Source organism: Psychrobacter sp. ENNN9_III, from assembly GCF_001462175.1.
In the GTDB taxonomy this organism is placed as follows: Bacteria; Pseudomonadota; Gammaproteobacteria; order Pseudomonadales; family Moraxellaceae; genus Psychrobacter.
The window spans coordinates 1-18,992 of record NZ_LNUO01000125.1 but is presented as its reverse complement, the minus strand read 5'-3'; the positions used below and the strand labels follow the sequence as shown (position 1 = coordinate 18,992).

General features: G+C 42.3%; 15 protein-coding genes and 1 tRNA gene. 13 read left to right on the top strand and 3 right to left on the bottom strand.

Going from position 1 to position 18,992, the window contains the following annotated elements; translation table 11 throughout:
- Positions 1 to 70: 70 nt before the first annotated feature.
- From PENNN9_RS07645 to PENNN9_RS07635, 3 genes are all read right to left on the bottom strand, one after another.
- Positions 71 to 155, bottom strand: a tRNA-Leu gene (locus PENNN9_RS07645).
- A 255-nt stretch (positions 156 to 410) separates the two neighbouring features.
- On the bottom strand, positions 411 to 2,186 hold the full coding sequence (locus PENNN9_RS07640; protein WP_082638036.1) for a sigma 54-interacting transcriptional regulator: 1,776 nt from the start codon (positions 2,184 to 2,186) through the stop codon (positions 411 to 413).
- An 81-nt stretch (positions 2,187 to 2,267) separates the two neighbouring features.
- Positions 2,268 to 3,584, bottom strand: a complete 1,317-nt coding sequence (locus PENNN9_RS07635; protein ID WP_058369104.1) for a two-component system sensor histidine kinase NtrB — start codon at positions 3,582 to 3,584, stop codon at positions 2,268 to 2,270.
- Positions 3,585 to 3,723: 139 nt separating this feature from the next.
- Here PENNN9_RS07635 and rimO point away from each other — a divergent pair, with 139 nt between their 5' ends.
- The 13 genes from rimO to PENNN9_RS12545 all read left to right on the top strand — a co-directional run bounded on the left by rimO (position 3,724) and on the right by PENNN9_RS12545 (position 18,948).
- Positions 3,724 to 5,355 carry a 30S ribosomal protein S12 methylthiotransferase RimO gene (rimO, locus tag PENNN9_RS07630; RefSeq protein WP_075102868.1) on the top strand — a complete coding sequence of 544 codons (1,632 nt, stop codon included), beginning with the start codon at positions 3,724 to 3,726 and terminating at the stop codon, positions 5,353 to 5,355.
- 233 nt (positions 5,356 to 5,588) lie between these two features.
- The gene (pyrH, locus tag PENNN9_RS07625) at positions 5,589 to 6,314 is read left to right on the top strand and encodes a UMP kinase (RefSeq protein ID WP_058369103.1); all 726 of its coding nucleotides are present in this window, start codon (positions 5,589 to 5,591) and stop codon (positions 6,312 to 6,314) included.
- Between the two features lie 126 nt (positions 6,315 to 6,440).
- On the top strand, positions 6,441 to 6,995 hold the full coding sequence (gene frr, locus PENNN9_RS07620) for a ribosome recycling factor (RefSeq protein ID WP_058369102.1): 555 nt from the start codon (positions 6,441 to 6,443) through the stop codon (positions 6,993 to 6,995).
- Positions 6,996 to 7,182: 187 nt separating this feature from the next.
- Complete coding sequence (gene uppS / locus PENNN9_RS07615; RefSeq protein ID WP_058369101.1) at positions 7,183 to 7,938, top strand: polyprenyl diphosphate synthase; 756 nt, start codon at positions 7,183 to 7,185, stop codon at positions 7,936 to 7,938.
- Positions 7,939 to 8,011: 73 nt separating this feature from the next.
- Positions 8,012 to 8,821: a phosphatidate cytidylyltransferase gene (locus tag PENNN9_RS07610; protein ID WP_058369100.1), complete on the top strand. Its 810-nt coding sequence runs from the start codon at positions 8,012 to 8,014 to the stop codon at positions 8,819 to 8,821.
- A gap of 146 nt (positions 8,822 to 8,967) precedes the next feature.
- Positions 8,968 to 10,170 (top strand): 1-deoxy-D-xylulose-5-phosphate reductoisomerase, encoded by a 1,203-nt coding sequence (gene ispC / locus PENNN9_RS07605; protein WP_058369099.1) that lies wholly within the window; start codon positions 8,968 to 8,970, stop codon positions 10,168 to 10,170.
- A 33-nt stretch (positions 10,171 to 10,203) separates the two neighbouring features.
- Positions 10,204 to 11,580 carry an RIP metalloprotease RseP gene (gene rseP, locus PENNN9_RS07600; RefSeq protein ID WP_058369098.1) on the top strand — a complete coding sequence of 459 codons (1,377 nt, stop codon included), beginning with the start codon at positions 10,204 to 10,206 and terminating at the stop codon, positions 11,578 to 11,580.
- Positions 11,581 to 11,844: 264 nt separating this feature from the next.
- Positions 11,845 to 14,259: an outer membrane protein assembly factor BamA gene (bamA, locus tag PENNN9_RS07595; RefSeq protein WP_058369097.1), complete on the top strand. Its 2,415-nt coding sequence runs from the start codon at positions 11,845 to 11,847 to the stop codon at positions 14,257 to 14,259.
- A gap of 146 nt (positions 14,260 to 14,405) precedes the next feature.
- A complete protein-coding gene (lpxD, locus tag PENNN9_RS07590) occupies positions 14,406 to 15,425 on the top strand; it encodes a UDP-3-O-(3-hydroxymyristoyl)glucosamine N-acyltransferase (protein ID WP_058369096.1) in 1,020 nt (339 codons plus the stop codon).
- Positions 15,426 to 15,514: 89 nt separating this feature from the next.
- Positions 15,515 to 16,024: a 3-hydroxyacyl-ACP dehydratase FabZ gene (fabZ, locus tag PENNN9_RS07585; protein ID WP_058369095.1), complete on the top strand. Its 510-nt coding sequence runs from the start codon at positions 15,515 to 15,517 to the stop codon at positions 16,022 to 16,024.
- 187 nt (positions 16,025 to 16,211) lie between these two features.
- Positions 16,212 to 16,991 (top strand): acyl-ACP--UDP-N-acetylglucosamine O-acyltransferase, encoded by a 780-nt coding sequence (gene lpxA, locus PENNN9_RS07580; RefSeq protein ID WP_058369094.1) that lies wholly within the window; start codon positions 16,212 to 16,214, stop codon positions 16,989 to 16,991.
- A 278-nt stretch (positions 16,992 to 17,269) separates the two neighbouring features.
- Positions 17,270 to 18,787 carry a sodium-dependent transporter gene (locus PENNN9_RS07575; RefSeq protein WP_058369093.1) on the top strand — a complete coding sequence of 506 codons (1,518 nt, stop codon included), beginning with the start codon at positions 17,270 to 17,272 and terminating at the stop codon, positions 18,785 to 18,787.
- 29 nt (positions 18,788 to 18,816) lie between these two features.
- Positions 18,817 to 18,948 (top strand): methionine/alanine import family NSS transporter small subunit, encoded by a 132-nt coding sequence (locus PENNN9_RS12545; protein WP_075102871.1) that lies wholly within the window; start codon positions 18,817 to 18,819, stop codon positions 18,946 to 18,948.
- The last annotated feature ends 44 nt before the right edge of the window (positions 18,949 to 18,992 follow it).

The window sequence follows — 18,992 nt, the reverse complement described above, 5'->3', positions numbered from 1 at the left end:
GGGGGGCCTTTGGGGAGTACCTGCTAAAAAGCAGGTTTTAATATTTGGTCTAAGATGTACTATCCAAAAATGGTGGGGCTGGAGAGACTCGAACTCTCACACCTTGCGGCGCCAGAACCTAAATCTGGTGCGTCTACCAATTCCGCCACAGCCCCATTATCAAAACTTTATCATCAAAGGTGTTTAGATTCAAATACCATCTAGATAAATAACTGATTCGGTAGTGCGTCTCAGTGGTTGGCTATTATATAGAGTTTAAATAGTTTGGCAACCCCTTTTTGCAAATAATTTTAAATTAATCACAATTTTTTTTACTTGTATGTATAAATGCTTGATTTCACTATGACTTTCAAATCAGGCTTTTTCAAATACGTAGTGTTAAATCCACTTTTGAACCTGATCAATTATTATTACTCTTCTGATTGTTTCTCTGAGGAATCAATATCGAGCAGCTGGAGTTTACGGGTTAAAGTATTACGTCCCCAGCCTAGTAAATTGGCTGCCGTAATCTTTTTGCCGCCACTATGAGTAAGCGCTGCATTCAGTAATACGCGTTCGAAATCAGGTGTTGCTGTCTGTAAAATATCGGTTTCACCCGCCTGTAGCGATTCTTTCGCCCAGTCTGCTAGCAACTCTTGCCAAGTTAATGTCGCAACTGAGTAGGAGGTAGGCTTCAAAGGCCGCATTATGTCATTATGATGAAGGTCGTTATCATAAACATCATTATGTGGTTGATTAGATTGTTGCTGCAAAGAATGATTATGATTATCCAAGAGCTCAGGTGGTAAATCTTCAATCAAAACCGTGTCACCAGTTGCCATGACCGTCAGCCATAAGCACACGTTTTCGAGTTGACGTACGTTGCCTCGCCAGTCAAATGCTTGCATGAGGTGCAGTGCTTGGGGGTGCAGTTGCTTTGGTGCAGTGTTCATTTGCTCAGCGGCGCGCTGCATAAAGTGTGCGGTCAGAGCAGGGATGTCCTCACGGCGTGAGCGCAGTGGTGGTAATGGCAGGCGAATGACGTTTAAGCGATAAAATAAGTCTTCACGAAACTTGCCTTGCTGTACAAGATGCTCTAGATTTTGATGAGTCGCAGCGATAATACGTACATCGACCTTGATAGGCTGCTGTCCGCCAACGCGATAGAACTCTCCATTTGCCAATACCCGTAACAAGCGTGTTTGTGTACTAAAGGGCATGTCACCGATTTCATCCAAAAACAGTGTGCCACCATTCGCTTGTTCAAAACGTCCTTGTCTACGCGTGGTAGCGCCTGTAAAAGCGCCTTTTTCGTGCCCGAATAGCTCAGACTCTATCAAATCATGGGGGATGGCTGCCATGTTAAGCGCGATAAAAGGCTCTTGCTGCCTTGGTGAGTGCTGATGTAGAGCGCTTGCGACCAGCTCTTTACCTGTACCTGACTCGCCTGTAATCAGTACGGTGATAGGAGAATGCGCCAGTCGCCCAACGGCTCGAAAGACCGTTTGCATAGCTTGTGACTGGCCAATAATACCATTGAAGCCATTATTAGCTTGCTTATTAGTCTTGTCTGTATCTAAAGATTCGTTTTCTACTGAGCTATTAAAGCGGTCCATTGGTTTGGTTTTTGGATGCAACTTGCCTTCTTTTTCTGCCTGAGCTTTGACATCGGTTTCGGCTTGTTTATTAGTTATCTGGTTAATCGGCTGATAGTTAATGGCTTTATAAATCGTTGCGACTGCTTCATCCAAATCAAAGGGTTTAGGCAGATACTCAAAAGCTCCCGTCTTATAGCTGTCAATGGCAGAGCTGATGTCCGAATGAGCAGTCATAATGACCACGGGCAGCTGAGGAAAATGCTTATGTACCCAATCACTAAATGATAAGCCATCCATCATCGGCATACGGATATCGGTTAAAATTACATCCGGCAACTGCGTCGCTGATGCGTGCTGTTGTAAGATATCATTAAGCTGAGTCCACGCCGCCTGTGCTTGCGTAAAGCTGACAACCATAAAGCCAGCGTCTTCAAAAGTATCAGCCAGTATCAATCGCAATGCTGCGTCATCATCGATTAACCATAGAGTTGCAGGGCTTGCATCGGGCACATTATTGACCGTTACTTTGATCGTTTGGTTATTCATCGTCTCGTTATTCGGCATCTTAGTAGCGCTTTTAGATTTAGGGTAGTGGTTATATTTAGTCATGTGTTAGGCCTGATGAGCAATTGTTTCAGGATTATGGTTTAATTCAGTGGAATTATTCTAATCTTTATTTCGCTATTACATTCATGCGTCAAGTGCTGGCTGATTAAAGGGTAAATATAGGGTAAATCGTGTCTGTTTATGCGGCTCATGGTTTTTAGTGACAATGGAGCTGACATCAATCATACCATGATGTCGGCTGATAATATCTTGTACGATAGATAACCCCAAGCCAGTGCCCGAAGCACGACTGGTCACCATCGGAAAAAATATCTGCCCAATCAATGCATCATCTATGCCTGAGCCATTATCAGTGATAGCGACTTGCAGCACTTGTTTGTGTTGCTGGCTGCCAATAGTATGTTGAAAAGCCACACGCGTTTGGATATGCAACTGCGGTTTATAGCCTTTATCTGTCTGAGTGTCATTTGCTTTTGCATGGGCCGTGTCAAAATTATTTGCTGCATATTGCTCTGTCATTGCCTCACAAGCATTATTAATTAGATTTAAAAATACTTGGATCAACTGGTCTTTATCAGCATCCAGCTCAGGCAAAGATAGGTCATAATCACGTTTTAAAGTCACTTGCGAGTAATTATTCATCACCAAAGTTAGCACATGCTCTAGTGGCTCATGAATATTGACAGCTTGCCAGTTTGGCAATTGATTGGAGCCAAGAAGCTGACCGATGAGCTGGGTTAAACGGTCAGTCTCTGAGATAATAATATCGGTATAACTACGTAACTTATCAGTGGTTTTTTGCAGGTTTTTATTAATATTTTTTTCACTAAATTTGACAAATTGTCGTTGTAATAATTGTGCAGCACCGCGGATACCAGCTAGCGGGTTTTTTACTTCGTGAGCCACTGAGCGCAGCATGTGACGCGCGACATCATATTGCTGCTGTTGGCGTTGTTCTTCTGAGATGCGGCTTTGTCGGTCTTTGCCCCACATCTCAATTATATAATGAGCTTGCTGCTGATACACAACAGGCGTGACGCTATAGTCTATTGTCACGGCTATGTCGCCCGCTTGCAGCGTTATTTTATGATCATGGTCGATGAAAGGTTGTTGATATTTTTGCGCTTGATTAAAGCGTTCACTCAAAGAGCAAATGGGACGTTTTTGCTCTACAGCATAAGGTTTTAGATGGTTGTGCAAAGGTTTGTTTGAGAGGTTATCTATGCTATCTCTTTCATCTTTTTCAAGTTCTTCAGGTGCTAATAATGTCAATATAGACTGGCCCAATAACCGTTCACGACTGATCGCTAATAGCTGCTCAGCTTGGGCATTGAGCCAAGTAATCGTCAGATCATCATTGACCCATAAGACAGCAGTATATAAATGCTGCACAATAAAAGCCGAGTCTGATGCGTCATTGGGTGCTACTGGAGATGCCATAAATATAAGAAGCCTAGTTACAAATCAAATTTAAGTGAATATTTAACCATAAATCAATACTCTAGCGCGGCAAAACTGGTGATTGTCATAAAAAAAACGTACAATGCGTCCAGCCAATTTATCTTTAGCAAGGTTAGCCATGCCCAATATTTCTACTCAGTCTTCTGATTCTACGCTTTCAATCGATAGCTCAAACTCAAATTCAGACTTAAACTTAGATACAGTCGCTTCAAGTGCTGATGTATCAGCAACAAAGATACAAACGATAAAAGATACTGCAACGGTGTTTAATCCTGCTCAAACGCAACAAGAGCAAGAGCCTGCGACTATCCAACCTTACCATCATAAGGCCAATCATAATCAAAACCGTAGCATTGCACAAAGTAGCGACGCGACTACCAACGTAGCGAGCGCTGATGCTCCCGCAATCAATGCGCCAAAGATAGGGTTTGTGTCTTTAGGTTGCCCAAAGGCTCTAGTAGATAGTGAACGTATTATTACAGAGCTTAGTCGCGATGGCTATCAAGTGGCAAGCGACTATGACGGTGCAGACCTAGTGGTGGTCAATACTTGCGGCTTTATTGAGTCAGCGGTACAAGAGTCGCTTGATGCAATCGGTGAAGCTATCAGTAAAAACGGTAAAGTCATCGTGACGGGCTGCTTGGGTAAGGAGGCTGAAAAGATACGTGAAATGCACCCAGCAGTGCTAGCAGTGACTGGTGCACATGCTTATGATGAAGTAATCACGGCGGTCTCCCAGTATGTACCCAAACCAAACCGCAGTCTCGATGCAAACTACGACCCAAAGATAGATTTGATCGATGAGGCGGGTATTAAGTTGACCCCAAGCCATTATGCTTATCTAAAAATATCAGAAGGCTGCAATCACCGCTGTACCTTTTGCATCATCCCAAGCTTGCGCGGCGATTTAGCATCACGCCCGATTGATAATGTAATGACTGAAGCGCTGGCGCTCAAAAACGCTGGTGTGAAAGAGCTGCTTATTATCTCGCAAGACACGTCTGCTTATGGGCTAGACCTAAAGTATAAAACCAGCTTTTGGAATGGCATGCCGCTTAAGTCAAAGTTTTATGACTTATGTCAAGCATTGAATGACTTAGGTATCTGGGTACGTCTGCATTATGTTTATCCATATCCACACGTGGATAAAGTCGTTGAGCTCATGAGTGAGAAAAAACTATTACCTTATCTAGACATACCTTTTCAACATGCCAGCCACCGCATCCTAAAAGCGATGAAGCGTCCAGCGCATAGCGAAAACACCTTGGCACGCATTAAAGCATGGCGTGAGATTTGTCCTGATATCGTCATTCGTTCAACCTTTGTCGTTGGTTTCCCTGGTGAGACGGAAGAGGATTTTCAATGCTTGCTTGATTGGCTGATTGAGGCACGCCTTGATCGAGTTGGTGCTTTTACGTATTCAGAAGTAGAAGGCGCGGTTGCTAACGCTCTGCCTGATCACGTACCTGAAGACGTTAAGCAATCTCGCTACGAGCGCTTGATGGCATTACAACAAGACATTTCAGCACAAAAGCTACAAGAGAAAACCGGTAAGACCTTAACGGTGTTGGTCGATGAGATTGATCATGAAGAAAACATTGCTATCTGTCGTAGTTATGCTGATGCACCAGAGATTGACGGTCATGTCTATGTAGATGATATTACCGCCAAAGTGAAAGTCGGGGCATTCTTAACCGTCACTATCGATGATGCTAGCGAATATGACTTATTTGCCAGTTACCAAGGCTAATTAAACGTTATAAAAAGCGCTGCATGAATTTTGAACATCGGTGTCCACCGAGTGACTAAATAAAAACTGGCACGGATTACCGATGAAAATTGCCCAATTGTGAGTAGTTTTTGCTACAATTAGCGCAATTTGGCCTACTAGCTTGTTTTGGACTATCGGTTCTAACCTGTGTTCCAATTCTATTGGTTTCAACCATTATTTAATGATAAATTTAACGATAAAAAGGTGCCCTCATGTCTGACAAAAACCCTCGTTTCTCGCGCATATTGCTCAAACTCTCCGGCGAAGCCTTAGCTGGTGGCAAGGATATGGGGATTGATACTGAAGTGCTTGATAAGATGAGCTTGTCGATTGCACACTTGCGTGGCCTTGGGGTTCAAGTTGGTATTGTTGTTGGCGGCGGTAATTTATATCGTGGCGCGCAGCTACAAAAAGAAGGCTTAGTTGGCCGTGTCACTGGTGACCAAATGGGCATGCTTGCAACCGTCATGAATGGCCTTGCGATGCGAGATGCCCTTGAGCGCCGTAATATTAAGACGCGTTTGATGTCAGCATTGCCAATTGGTGAAGTCACCGAAAGCTATAGTAGCCGAAATGCGATTCGTTACCTCAAAAATGGTGAAGTTTGTATTTTTGTTGCTGGTACTGGCAATCCCTTCTTTACGACAGACACGGCTGCTTGTTTGCGCGGTATTGAAATTGAAGCAGGCTTGATTCTAAAAGCTACTAAAGTTGATGGTGTTTACGACAAAGACCCAAGCTTGCACGCTGATGCGACCAAATACGATGGTCTAACCTTTGATGAGGTACTAGAGCAAAAGCTTGGCGTGATGGATTTGACCGCTATTGCGCTGTGCCGTGAGCATAACGTACCGCTACAAGTATTTGATATGACCAAGCCCAACGCTCTATTAAATGTTGTAATGGGCGAGAACGAAGGCACACGCGTTTATCATTAACCAAAGTTAATCGTTTATAGACAGTTGATAATCAACTGCTTTAAATGACAGTAGCATAATAGGTCATGTACCTCTCATAATGTAATAATATAGAACATTATCGATATTGATAAGTAAGGATATATAATGATTAAAGAGATTAAGCAAGACGGCGAATCACGCATGCAAAAGACATTAGAGGCGTTGGAAAGCACCTTTAGTAAAGTTCGTACTGGGCGTGCACATCCAGGTATGTTGTCAGGCATCATGGTCAGCTACTACGGTGCTGATACACCACTTAACCAAGTCGCTAGTGTCAATGTCGAAGACTCACGTACGCTACTGGTCCAACCGTTTGATCGCACGATGGTACAAGCGGTAGACAAAGCAATTCGTGAGGCAGACTTGGGTCTAAATCCAATGACTGCTGATGTTATTCGTGTACCGATGCCAGCTCTGACTGAAGAGACACGCCGTGATATGCAAAAGCTTGCACGGAGTGAGGCTGAAAACAGCCGCGTTTCTATTCGTAATATCCGCCGTGATATGATGAATGACATCAAAGACTTGGCAAAAGAAAAAGAAATCTCAGAAGATGATGAGCGCCGTGCTAGTGATGATATTCAAAAAATCACTGATAAGTTTATCGGGAGCATTGATAAAAAACTCGATGCTAAAGAGACTGAGTTGATGATTGTATAAGCCGTACTATTTTTAGTAATGGTTTGCTAACAGGTTTATTACATGGGTAGTCAATGGCCCGTTATTATTGGCTGCCTGTTTTTATATGTTTTATGTCCAACGATGCAAGACATTTGCAGCATTTTAACAGCATCTTCTCAAAGCCATATCGCTGATAAATTTACCTTGATAATAAGCAGTATAGTCCATGTCTATTTTAACCTCCCTCGGTTCTACTATTGTTCCTCGTCATATCGCTATCATCATGGATGGCAATAACCGTTATGGCAAAGCCAATGCTTTAGGTCGCGGGGAAGGGCATATTGCTGGTAAAGATGCACTAGACCCTATCGTTGAGTATTGTTTAGATACTGGCATTGAGGTGCTCACGGTATTTGCATTTTCGAGTGAAAACTGGCAACGACCACCAAGTGAGGTGGCCCTACTCATGCGTTTACTGACCTCAACCATTCATGAGCAAATGCCGCGCATGAATAAGTATCGTATTCGGTTGCGTTTTATAGGTGACCGCAGTCAGCTTGACGACGATTTACAAACCTTAATGCTCGATGCAGAAGCTAAAACAGCCCATTTTGAGGCGATGACACTGGTGATTGCTATCAGTTACGGTGGTCAATGGGATATTGCACATGCTGCAAAACAGCTTGCTCTACAAGTTGAGGCGGGTGGTTTACGTGCTGAAGACATCAATAATGATTTGCTTGGTCAATACGTACAGTTAGCTGATGCGCCTGCGGTGGATATGTTAATCAGAACGGGCGGTGAATATAGGATTTCCAATTTCTTATTGTGGCAAGCAGCTTATGCAGAGCTGTTCTTTACTCAAACGTTATGGCCAGATTTTGCAGCAAATGAGCTTGCGGACATGATTACAGAGTTTGCCAAGCGTCAACGCCGTTTTGGTAAAACCAGCGAACAGATTGAAACGCAATTATTGCGCTAGTTCATGCATTTGTATTAGCTGCTATAATGCAATATTGAGCAAATGTCTCTTTTTACTATAAGGTCTGATTGGTATGTGGCAACGGATTAAAACAGCAATTATTTTAATTATTATTGTTGGAATTGCATTGTTTGCAAGTCAAACGCCCATCTTCTTTGCACCGTTATTAGCGATTGGAGTCACCATTGCTGCGCACGAATGGACGAAGCTGATGCCTAAATGGCGTCAACCTGTTGTCTTTGTCATGATGGTACTGACAATCACTCTAATATCTTTACTGCTTGAAATTACGTGGGTGATGTGGTGGATTGCTTCTTTAGTCATCTGGCTGCTGGCATTATCTTGGGTTCGTAATTTTCCAACATACACAAATTGGTATGGTAAAAAGCTGAGTCTGATGGGAGTGGTTATATTGACTGCCTCTATCACCGCAATGTTCTATCTATGGCAGTTATCGGCTTGGTGGCTAATGTATGTATTCTTATTGGTATGGTGTGCAGACAGTGGCGCTTACTTCGTTGGACGCAAGCTTGGTCGACGTAAGATGGCACCCAACGTATCTCCTAATAAGAGTATGGAGGGGTTAGCTGGTGGCTTGGTAACTGGCTTAGTGGTAGTTATCGCTATTAGTGTCTTTAAGCTGCAACTGACAGGTATGGCTTTGGTCGCCTTTGTCGCACTCTCTGCTGTGACGATTCTTGCCTCAGTATTGGGTGACCTGTTTGAGTCTATGCTTAAACGCCGTGCCAAGGTAAAAGACTCAGGGACTATTTTACCAGGTCATGGCGGTATTCTAGATCGTATCGATTCCCTATTATCTGCAACTCCGGTATTTGCCCTCGGGTTTTGGAGTCTGCAACATTTGGGATTACTCATTGTATAAATTTGTATCTACTTTAATCCATTTATTTATCTTGACGCCATGTCTTACAGAGTCAGCAGCAACTTTTTGCTGACTTGACGTTTTAGCTAGACGATTTTTATTTTCAACGATACCTTTTTTCTCAATATTTATGGGCATTAATAGTTATGACGCAACGCATCGCTGTACTTGGCGCAACGGGCTCTATTGGTGACAGCACATTAGCAATTTTAGCGGCGCATACGCAAGACTATAACGTCTATGCTTTATCTGGGTATCAGCGTTTGGACAAACTATTTGCGCTGTGCCAGCAGTTTGAGCCGATGCGTGTTTGTGTGCCAACGGCTGCTGTTGATGACTTTGCTCAGCGTTTAGATGAGGCAGGCTTGTCCATCGATGTAGTAAGTGGCGATAGCGGTCTGATAGATATTGCCACTGATAACCAAGTAGATACTGTGGTCGCAGCTATTGTTGGTGCCGCAGGACTGCCTTCAACGTTAGCGGCTGCACGTGCTGGTAAGCGTATCCTGCTTGCTAATAAAGAAGCGCTAGTCATGGCAGGGCAAGTTATGATTGCAGCGGTCAAAAGGCATAATGCTACTTTATTACCCATCGACTCTGAACACAATGCAATTTTTCAATGTTTGCCACCTGCTATTCAGCAAAACAACACTCAAATTCATGAGCCAAGCTATGGCGTACGTAAATTGTGGTTAACCGCTTCAGGTGGACCATTTTTGCAGCAGTCGTTTGATCAGATGCAGCAGGCAAGCGTTGCTCAAGCGGTCAAACATCCAAACTGGTCGATGGGTCAAAAGATATCGGTTGATTCTGCGACGATGATGAACAAAGGACTTGAGCTGATCGAAGCTTGTCATTTATTTGATTTGCCAGAAAGTAAGATAAATGTGGTCATTCATCCACAAAGTATCATTCACTCAATGGTAGAATATAGCGATGGTAGCTTTTTAGCGCAGCTTGGCAGCCCGGATATGAAAACGCCGATTGCGCATGCTTTGAGCTATCCTGAACGGATTGATAGTGGCTCTCAACCATTGGACTTATATGCGCTAAGTGGTTTAGAGTTTATTAAACCAGACTTGCATAAGTTTGCTTGTCTGCGTCTTGCACGTCAAGCCATGCAAGCGGGTACGCAAGCGACCATTATATTGAACGCTGCCAATGAGATAGCAGTCGCGGCGTTCTTAACAAGTCGGTTACGTTTAACTGATATTGCCGATATCAATGAGCGGGCGTTAACCGAGATACAAGTACCCCTATTAGATGAAAATGCTGATATCGATAATATTTTAGCGATTGATAAACTAGCAAGGCGTCATACCGAAGCACTTGTCGCTGAGATAGCATAGCATGATGAAGAGTAACCTAAACGAGAAAAGATCATGACGTTTTTACTAACACTGCTCGCAGCGATTTTTGTTTTAGGGCCTTTAATTGCATTGCATGAGTGGGGTCACTATATAGTGGCACGATTATGCGGTGTCAAAGTGCTAACCTATTCTATTGGTTTTGGCCCAAAGTTGACGGGCTGGACCAGTAAAAAAAGTGGCATCGACTATCGTATTTCTATGCTGCCGCTAGGTGGTTACGTCAAGATGCTTGATGAGCGTGAAGGTGAAGTGCCAAAAGATGAATTGCATTTGGCGTTTAATCGTCAGCACCCATTAAAAAAAATCGCTATCGTCGCTGCTGGTCCAATCATGAACTTTATCATTGCAATCGCGCTATTTTGGGTATTGTTTATGACCCCATCTGAGCAATTAGCGACGAAGATTGGACAAGTACTGCCAGATACTCCAGCGACGATGGCACAGTTGCCAGTTGGGGATAAAATTATCGCAATTGATGGTCATGAAGTACAGACGTGGGAAGGGATTAATTATCGTTTAGCAGGACGAATGGGTGAGACGGGTAATGTCAGTATTACGCTACAACCAGACAAATCATCTACAGATGAGGCAAAAACTTATCAAGCACCTGTTATGCAATTTATGCAGGGTGAGGATAAAGGTAAGGATGCGCTAACCAGTTTGGGGATGTTACCTTGGCAGCCACAGATTGCACCAATCGTTGGTGATTTATCAGCGGATGGAGCAGCTGTACGTCAAGGCCTAGAAGTAGGCGATCGCATTATAGCGATTAACAATAAAGAGATTGAAGATTGGATCAGTGCTACACGAATGATTCGTGACAATCCTGAGGTGCTACTAAACTTTACCGTCATTCGTGACGGCGAACCAGTACAGCTACAAATTATGCCGCAAGGTAAGAAAGACAATCTAGGCAATGCCTACGGTCAGATCGGTGCTATGGTTGAACAAACTGAGATTGTTATTCCTGATGCGTATAAAACCACTATAGCTTACGGTCCTGGCGAAGCAATGGTAAAATCGTTTGAAAAAACGGAACAGCTGGCCGTAATGACAGTCAGTTCAATGGGCAAGATGATCTCAGGTATGATTGGTCTTGATAATTTGTCTGGACCTATTACCATCGCCAAAGTCGCCAAACAAAGCTTTGATATTAGTTGGGAGATGGTGCTGTCTACTGCCGCCTTAATTAGTTTGAGCCTTGCAGTCTTGAATCTATTACCGATTCCTGTGTTGGATGGTGGGCATATTGTGTATCATCTTATTGAGTTGATTCGTGGCAAGCCCCTGTCAGAAGGGGTTCAAATTGTAGGATTAAATATTGGTTTACTCTTACTGGCAGGTTTCATGGTGTTAGCGATTGGTAATGATATTAGTAGGCTGTTTTAAGTAGAGGCTGAGTCATTTATCAAGTAAAGTACGACACACTAACGTCTACACAGACATTGTGTCCTAGTTGTTTGGCTGGTTTGCTATTGCTGTTGCATCAATGCAACTGTACTAATCGTAATTTTTAGTTTATTTTATGATGCATTTTATATAAAGTGTCCTCTGTCAGTTCATGTTTGAATCGCAAATTGCGTACCAATTGGACTAGACAAAATATGCTTTTTACCTTAACTTAAGCAAGTTTTTTATTGACGGATAGTGTTTATGCGTACGCCTTTATTTATGAGTGCGGCTGGGTTGCCGTTAGTTGTAGCAATGATAAGTATGCCTGTACAGGCGGCAAACTTTGTAGTCACTGATATTGGCTTTACTGGTCTACAACGTCTAACCCCTGATAGCTTGTATCCGGTCTTACCTGTAACAATAGGTGATACGGTCAACGACAGTAGTCTTGCAGCCAGTATTAAAGCACTGTATGCCACTGACAATTTTGCAAATATTCAAAGCCGTGTCGAAGGTGGTCAGCTGAGTTTTGATGTCATCGAACGTCCTATTATCGCTGAAGTGAATTTTGAAGGTAATAAGCTTATCCCCGAAGAAGGTCTAGAGCAAGGACTCGAAAACGCTGGACTATCTGCAGGTGATGTACTCAAACAATCCACTCTACAAGGCGTTGCCAACGAGTTACAACAACAGTATATTAGCCAAGGTTATTACAACAGTAATATCGAGGTGGATCAAACTTTACTTGATGGCAACCGTGTAAAGCTAGATGTGCGCTTTATTGAAGGCAAGCCTGCTAAAGTGGTCGATATCAACGTCATTGGTAATAAACATTTTAGTGACGAAGACATCAAAGACGTTTTTGCGGTAAAAGAATCTTCATGGACACGTCTATTATCTAAATCTGATCGCTACGCAAAAGAAAAGCTGGCTGCCAGTCTAGAGAACTTAAAAGCCCTATACCAAAACGATGGTTATGTACGCTTTAATGTTGATAACGCTGTACTAAATATTAGTGAAGATAAGCGTAGTGTGTTCATTGAAGTTAGTGTAAGCGAAGGTGAGCAGTATCAATTTGGCGAAATAAATTTCTTAGGAGATCCAAAATTTGCTACTGATGAGCTGGACGAGCTTGTTACTTTTGAGTCTAATGAGCAATACTCACAAGCCAAACTTGATGCGTCTACCGCTGCTTTAAAAAGCCGTTATGGCAATGAAGGTTATTATTTAGCACAAGTACGTCCAGTACCACGTATTGATGACGAAACCAAAGTTGTCGATATTGATTATTATATTGATCCTGCGCGCCCTATCTATGTACGTCGTATCAACTTCAATGGCAATATTAAAACACAAGACGAAGTATTACGTCGTGAAATGCGTCAGTTAGAAGGGGCGCTGGCATCCAATGATAAGATACAGCTGTCACGTACTCGTTTGATGCGTACAGGCTTCTTTAAAGCAGTCAATGTCGATGTAAAACCAGTCCCTAATCAGCCGGACCAAGTCGATATTAACTATACGGTTGAGGAACAACCGTCTGGTAGCTCGACCATTGCTGCAGGTTATTCACAAAGTGGCGGTGTGACGTTCCAGCTAGATCTTACACAGAACAACTTCATGGGTACAGGTAACCGCGTTAAAGCTGCTTTATCACGTTCAGAGACACGTGATTCTTATAGTTTAGGTTATACAGATCCGTACTTTACAGAAAATGGCGTATCCCAAGGCGTCAGCGCTTATTATCGCGAGACTAAATATGATGATCGAAACGTCAGTAATTATGTTACTGACTCATACGGCGCAACACTAAACTATAGCTACCCTGTAGATGAGACCAAGCGCGTCAGTGCTGGGGTAAATTTTGATAACACTGCCGTACGTGGTGGTCGTTGGCTTGGCGTATCAAACGTTCAACAAATCATCGATGATGGTGGTACTACTGAAGCATTTTCTGGAGAGTTTGAAGGTCGAACTAGTTTCAAAAACGACTATAACACCTACAACCTACTTTTAGGATGGGATTATAGTACGCTAGATCGCCCTGTATTTCCGACTAAAGGCATGAGCCACAATGTTAATGCCACTTTTGGGTTTGGCGATACGAATTATCAGAAACTGCTTTACACGGGTAATGTGTACTATCCTGTGTATAAAGATGTGATCGCACGTGGCTATACCAAGCTTGGCTATGGTAATGATTTGCCTTTCTATGAAAACTTTTACGCCGGTGGTTATGGTTCGGTACGTGGTTATGAAGCGTCGACGCTCGGTCCACGCTCTGAGTCTTATTACAACGCCGTAAATGGCTTTGAAAGTGTTCAAAAAGAAGAGGTTGGCGGTAATGCGTTAGCGACCTTTGGTACTGAACTGATCTTGCCAATGCCATTTAAAGGTGACTGGGCTGATCAAGTGCGTCCAGTACTGTTCGCTGAAGGTGGTCAGGTCTTTGATACCACAGATAAAGAAGATCGCACCTTTATTAACCCCGCTAATGGTAATGATACAGAGGTGCCATTGCTTACCCAAGACAACGACCTGCGCTTTAGTGCGGGTGCAGGGGTCACTTGGTATACACCTATCGGTCCTATCTCATTAAGTTATGCTGTACCTATCGGCGATAAAGAAAATGATGAGACTGAAAAAGTTCAGTTCCAGATTGGTAGCACGTTCTAGTTAAGTCTATTGACTTAAAGTCGCTTTATTACGAAGTTGACTTTAAAAGCTTGGTATTATTTTATACCTATTATTTTAATTGGTCGCTAAACTGAAACATCAGTTTGGCACCAGTTTTATCTTTATTAATAATATTAACGCCAATTATGATAACGATTAAGCAGCTTATCTCTCAAATTGAGCAGCGTCAGCCAGTATTAAATAAAGCTGAGCTTACTACCGATCAGTTAACTCTAACCCTAAGCGGTGTCGGTAGTCTGACTGACGCAAATAGTACGCAGCTAAGTTTTTTAGCAGATCCAAATTATATAGATAGCTTGGCGCATACTCAGGCAGGCATAGTGCTTGTCACTGAGCAATATCGTGAGCAAGTACCGCCATCGTCTGTTGCTCTAGTCGTCGCGTCACCCTATTTGGCTTATGCTAGCAGTAGTCAGCTTTTTGTCCGTCATACTACAGAAATTAACACTATTCATCCGACAGCAATTATCGCTGAGAGTGCAGTAATTGGTGCTGATGTTCATATTGGTCCTTACTGCGTAATTAGTGAATATGTGCATATCGGTGACCGTAGCTGCCTAAATGCCAATGTAGTCGTTGAAGCATACAGTCATGTTGGTACTGATTGTGTGTTTAAGTCGCAAGTCGTTATTGGACATGATTGTATTATTGGCGATTATGTTAGACTACATGCTGGCGTTAGCATCGGTGCTGAAGGTTTTGGCTTTGCTCCGACTCAAGATCCAAGTATTGATGGGTGGGAACGTATCGCACAGCTAGGGCGTGTGGTCGTTGGTAGCCATGTCCGCGTTGGTAGTAATACCTGTATTGACCGCGGGGCTGTTGATGATACTATCATTGGTGACCATGTTATTATTGATAATTTGGTTCAAATCGCTCATAACGTACGTATTGGAGCTGGCACCGCTATTGCTGCCAATACAGGTATTGCTGGTAGTACTACTATTGGCAAACGTTGTATCATTGGCGGCGCAGTAGGTATCACTGGTCATGTCGATATCACAGATGATGTTACTTTATCAGGTATGACGATGGTGACGAAATCTATTAAGATAGCCGGCTCATACTCCTCAGGAACGGCTGCAATGCCAACTGCCAAATGGCGGCGAGCAGCAGTACGCTTCCGGCAACTAGGTGACAGCTAAATATACTTATTTAAAGATATCTATAAGTTTATGAACATGAAAACAATTCTACTATCAACAATATGCAATAAAAGCAAGGAAGCCACTTTATGAGTGCTATAGACATAGATACTTTAAATGATGAAGACATCAAAACATTATCTGAGCAAGGTCTGACACTGCCGCTAACTTATCATACACTCAAACACTATTTGCCACACCGCTATCCTTTTATGTTGGTGGACAAAATCACAGCTTGTAAACCTGGTGAGTGTATTACTGGCATTAAGAATGTGACTATTAATGAAGAGTTTTTTAATGGACATTTTCCTGATGAGCCTATTATGCCAGGTGTATTAATGGTCGAGTCTATGGCTCAAGTTTCAGGTGTATTAGGCTTTATTAGTGCAGGTTTAACTGCCGAAGATGGTTATTTGTATTTGTTTGCAGGGGTTGATAAGGTGCGTTTTAAGCGCCGAGTGATTCCTGGTGATCAGCTCATCATCCGTGCTAAAACTGTGATGCAAAAGCAAGGTATTTACAAGTTTGACTGTACCGTACATGTCGAAGATGAGCTGGCGGCGAGTGCTCAAGTAATGATCGCTCGCCAAGAGCAATAAAGAGCTGACGATAGAGGCGTTTGAATTATTAATTGGCTAGATTTGTTGGAGAGTCATGTTAGCATTCGCGATGAGAATTATCATCATCAATAATAATTTTGGTTATAATTGGTATTGGCCTCAAGGCTAAACTATTGGTATTCTGTTTTACCATTTACTCGTATTAAATGATACAAAGGCCTACATTATGAGTCAGATTCATCCCACAGCGCTCATCTCACCGTCTGCTAAGATTGATGAGACAGCTATTATAGGACCATATTGTATCATCGGTGATGAGGTGACGATTGGTGCATACACTACTTTGCATCGGCACGTAGTAGTGACCAAACTCACCCGGATTGGCAAGCATAACCAAATTTATCAGTTTGCAAGTATTGGTGAAAACCCACAAGATCTAAAATATGCAGGTGAGCGTACATGGCTTGAGATTGGCGATCATAACACTATTCGTGAAGCTTGTAGCTTACACCGTGGTACTGTGCAAGATAACAAGTTAACCAAAGTCGGTAACCATAATCTATTTATGGTGAATACTCATATCGCTCATGATTGTATGATAGGTGATCACAATGTGGTTGCAAACAATGTCGGTATTGCAGGACATGTGACGATTGGTAATCATACTATTATTGGTGGTAATTCAGGTATACATCAGTTTTGCCGAGTAGAAGATTACAGCTTAGTCGGTGGTGCTAGTCTAATTTTAAAGGATGTCGCTGCTTTTACTATGGTTTCAGGTAATCCGGCACATGCTCATGGACTTAATATTGAAGGTATGCGTCGCAAAGATTGGTCGCAGCAGACCATCGATATATTACGCCAAGCATATGTAACTATTTTTAGATCTGGATTAACGACTGTTCAGGCTCTCAAGATTTTGCAAGAAGATCTGTTACCGAAAGAACCTAAGATCCAGCTGCTTATTAATTCTTTACAGTATAGTAAACGAGGTGTGGTACGTTAAAATCTGATAAACCTCTCCTAATATTTTGTACTTCTTTCCTATATTTTTCTTTATAAATGTCAATATCTAAAAAAGCCATAACTAATTGTTATGGTTTTTTATGTTTATGAGTACTTGACTTTTTATAATGTTTAGCAGAAACTTTCTAAAGTTGTTCAGTAAGATTATAGCAACCTATTTTAATTAAAAAATAATGTATAACATCTTTTTTGCTAATTTAGCTATCTCTTGGTTTATGAGATTTGAGTAGCTTACCATTGTAATGTTAGGAGGAGTGTATGGCGGAACCAAGAGAGAATTGGTCGAGTAGGACTGGATTCATTGTAGCGGCTGTCGGTTCAGCAGTAGGATTGGGTAACATATGGCGTTTTCCTTATGTGGCTTATGACAATGGTGGTGGGGCATTTATGGTGCCTTACCTTATCGCTTTATTAACAGCAGGTATTCCACTGTTGTTCTTAGATTATATTATAGGACATAAGTACCGCGCCGCCGCACCACGTGCTTATAAGAAGATGGTAAAATCTGCCCAGTTTGTAGGCTGGTGGCAGACGCTCGTATCTTTTGTCATTGCTATTTACTATGCTGCTGTCATCGTATGGGCAGGCAGCTATATGGTCTTCTCGTTTGGACAAAGATGGGGTGAAGATACCACAACCTTCTTTGTCAGTGACTTTGTGCAGCATACAGGAGATCTGACTTCTGTATTCGTACCGCAGATGTTTACAGGTCTGATTATTGTTTGGGCATTGGCCATTTTGATTATGTTTGGTGGCATCCGTAAGGGTGTTGAGCTTGCTAACAAAATCTGTATTCCACTACTTATAGTATTGTTTGGTATTATGGTATTTAAAGCGGTCAATTTACCAGGCGCTGAAGTTGGTTTGAATGCTTTTTTTGAACCAAATTGGGAGAGAATGAAAGATCCTAATGTTTGGCTTGCGGCTTATGGCCATGTGTTTTTCTCATTGTCAGTCGGTTTTGGTATTATGGTGACTTATGCCTCTTACCTAAAAAGAAATACCAATTTAACTGGTGCAGGCTTAGTTGTAGGTTTCGCTAACTCATCTTTTGAATTGATTGCTGGTATTGGTATTTTTGCTGCTATTGGTTTTATGGCGATGTCAACAGGTCAAGAAGTCTCTGAAGTTGCTAGTGGTGGCGTAGGACTGGCGTTCTTTGTATTCCCCAAAATCATCTCAACGATGGGTGCTAGTGGTGATTTTATTGGCTTCTTGTTCTTTGGCTCTTTAGTAGTAGCTGGTATTAGCTCTTTAGTGAGTATTCTTGAAGTACCTATCTCAGCTTTTCAAGATAAGTTTGCTTGGTCACGTAAAAAAGCAGTCGCTGCAATAGGCGGCGTATGTGCCGTAATATCGATTGCTGCGTTCTCTACTGGTAGCTCGCTGGTATTGGTAGATGTCATCGATCATTTTGCAAATAACATTGGTATCGTTGCTGGTGGCTTGATGTCGATTGTATGGGTAACATGGTTTAATCGCCATAAGATTCCAGGCTTATTAGATCATATTAACCGTATCTCAAGTGTCAAATTAGGCGGCGCTTGGGTATTTATGTTGACGGTTATCACACCAACCGTATTGACCATTGCCCTAGGTTTGAAGCTTATCAATTTGGTTCAAGAGCCTTACGAGGGTTACTCTACTACCATACTATTATTATTTGGTTGGGGCGTTGTGGTATTCTTTGGATTAGGCGCGTTTATACTTTCTCGTATAAGAGGTCGTCACGATGAAGAAGATGATAAAACGCGTTTGATTGATGATGCACACTAACCAAATTGAAATTTTAATAGGAATTTATTATGACTACATCAGCAATTATTTTTATGATTATTTCAATGTTACTTATATGGGGTGGTTTGCTCGCTGCAATTTTGCACTTAAGAAAACATCCTGACATTCCAATGAGTGAATTGCCAAAGGATCATGTTTAAGGGCAGTAAGTTTTTTATAGTGATAAAATGAGGAACCCGGGGCA

Excerpts from the sequence above, each read along its gene's own strand:
- PENNN9_RS07575 (WP_058369093.1), top strand. The coding sequence starts at position 17,270 with ATGGCGGAACCAAGAGAGAATTGGTCGAGTAGGACTGGATTCATTGTA.
- PENNN9_RS12545 (WP_075102871.1), top strand. The coding sequence starts at position 18,817 with ATGACTACATCAGCAATTATTTTTATGATTATTTCAATGTTACTTATA.
- rimO (WP_075102868.1), top strand. The coding sequence starts at position 3,724 with ATGCCCAATATTTCTACTCAGTCTTCTGATTCTACGCTTTCAATCGAT.
- PENNN9_RS07640 (WP_082638036.1), bottom strand. The coding sequence starts at position 2,186 with ATGACTAAATATAACCACTACCCTAAATCTAAAAGCGCTACTAAGATG.
- PENNN9_RS07635 (WP_058369104.1), bottom strand. The coding sequence starts at position 3,584 with ATGGCATCTCCAGTAGCACCCAATGACGCATCAGACTCGGCTTTTATT.
- PENNN9_RS07610 (WP_058369100.1), top strand. The coding sequence starts at position 8,012 with ATGTGGCAACGGATTAAAACAGCAATTATTTTAATTATTATTGTTGGA.
- ispC (WP_058369099.1), top strand. The coding sequence starts at position 8,968 with ATGACGCAACGCATCGCTGTACTTGGCGCAACGGGCTCTATTGGTGAC.
- frr (WP_058369102.1), top strand. The coding sequence starts at position 6,441 with ATGATTAAAGAGATTAAGCAAGACGGCGAATCACGCATGCAAAAGACA.
- fabZ (WP_058369095.1), top strand. The coding sequence starts at position 15,515 with ATGAGTGCTATAGACATAGATACTTTAAATGATGAAGACATCAAAACA.
- pyrH (WP_058369103.1), top strand. The coding sequence starts at position 5,589 with ATGTCTGACAAAAACCCTCGTTTCTCGCGCATATTGCTCAAACTCTCC.
- lpxD (WP_058369096.1), top strand. The coding sequence starts at position 14,406 with ATGATAACGATTAAGCAGCTTATCTCTCAAATTGAGCAGCGTCAGCCA.
- bamA (WP_058369097.1), top strand. The coding sequence starts at position 11,845 with ATGCGTACGCCTTTATTTATGAGTGCGGCTGGGTTGCCGTTAGTTGTA.
- uppS (WP_058369101.1), top strand. The coding sequence starts at position 7,183 with ATGTCTATTTTAACCTCCCTCGGTTCTACTATTGTTCCTCGTCATATC.
- rseP (WP_058369098.1), top strand. The coding sequence starts at position 10,204 with ATGACGTTTTTACTAACACTGCTCGCAGCGATTTTTGTTTTAGGGCCT.
- lpxA (WP_058369094.1), top strand. The coding sequence starts at position 16,212 with ATGAGTCAGATTCATCCCACAGCGCTCATCTCACCGTCTGCTAAGATT.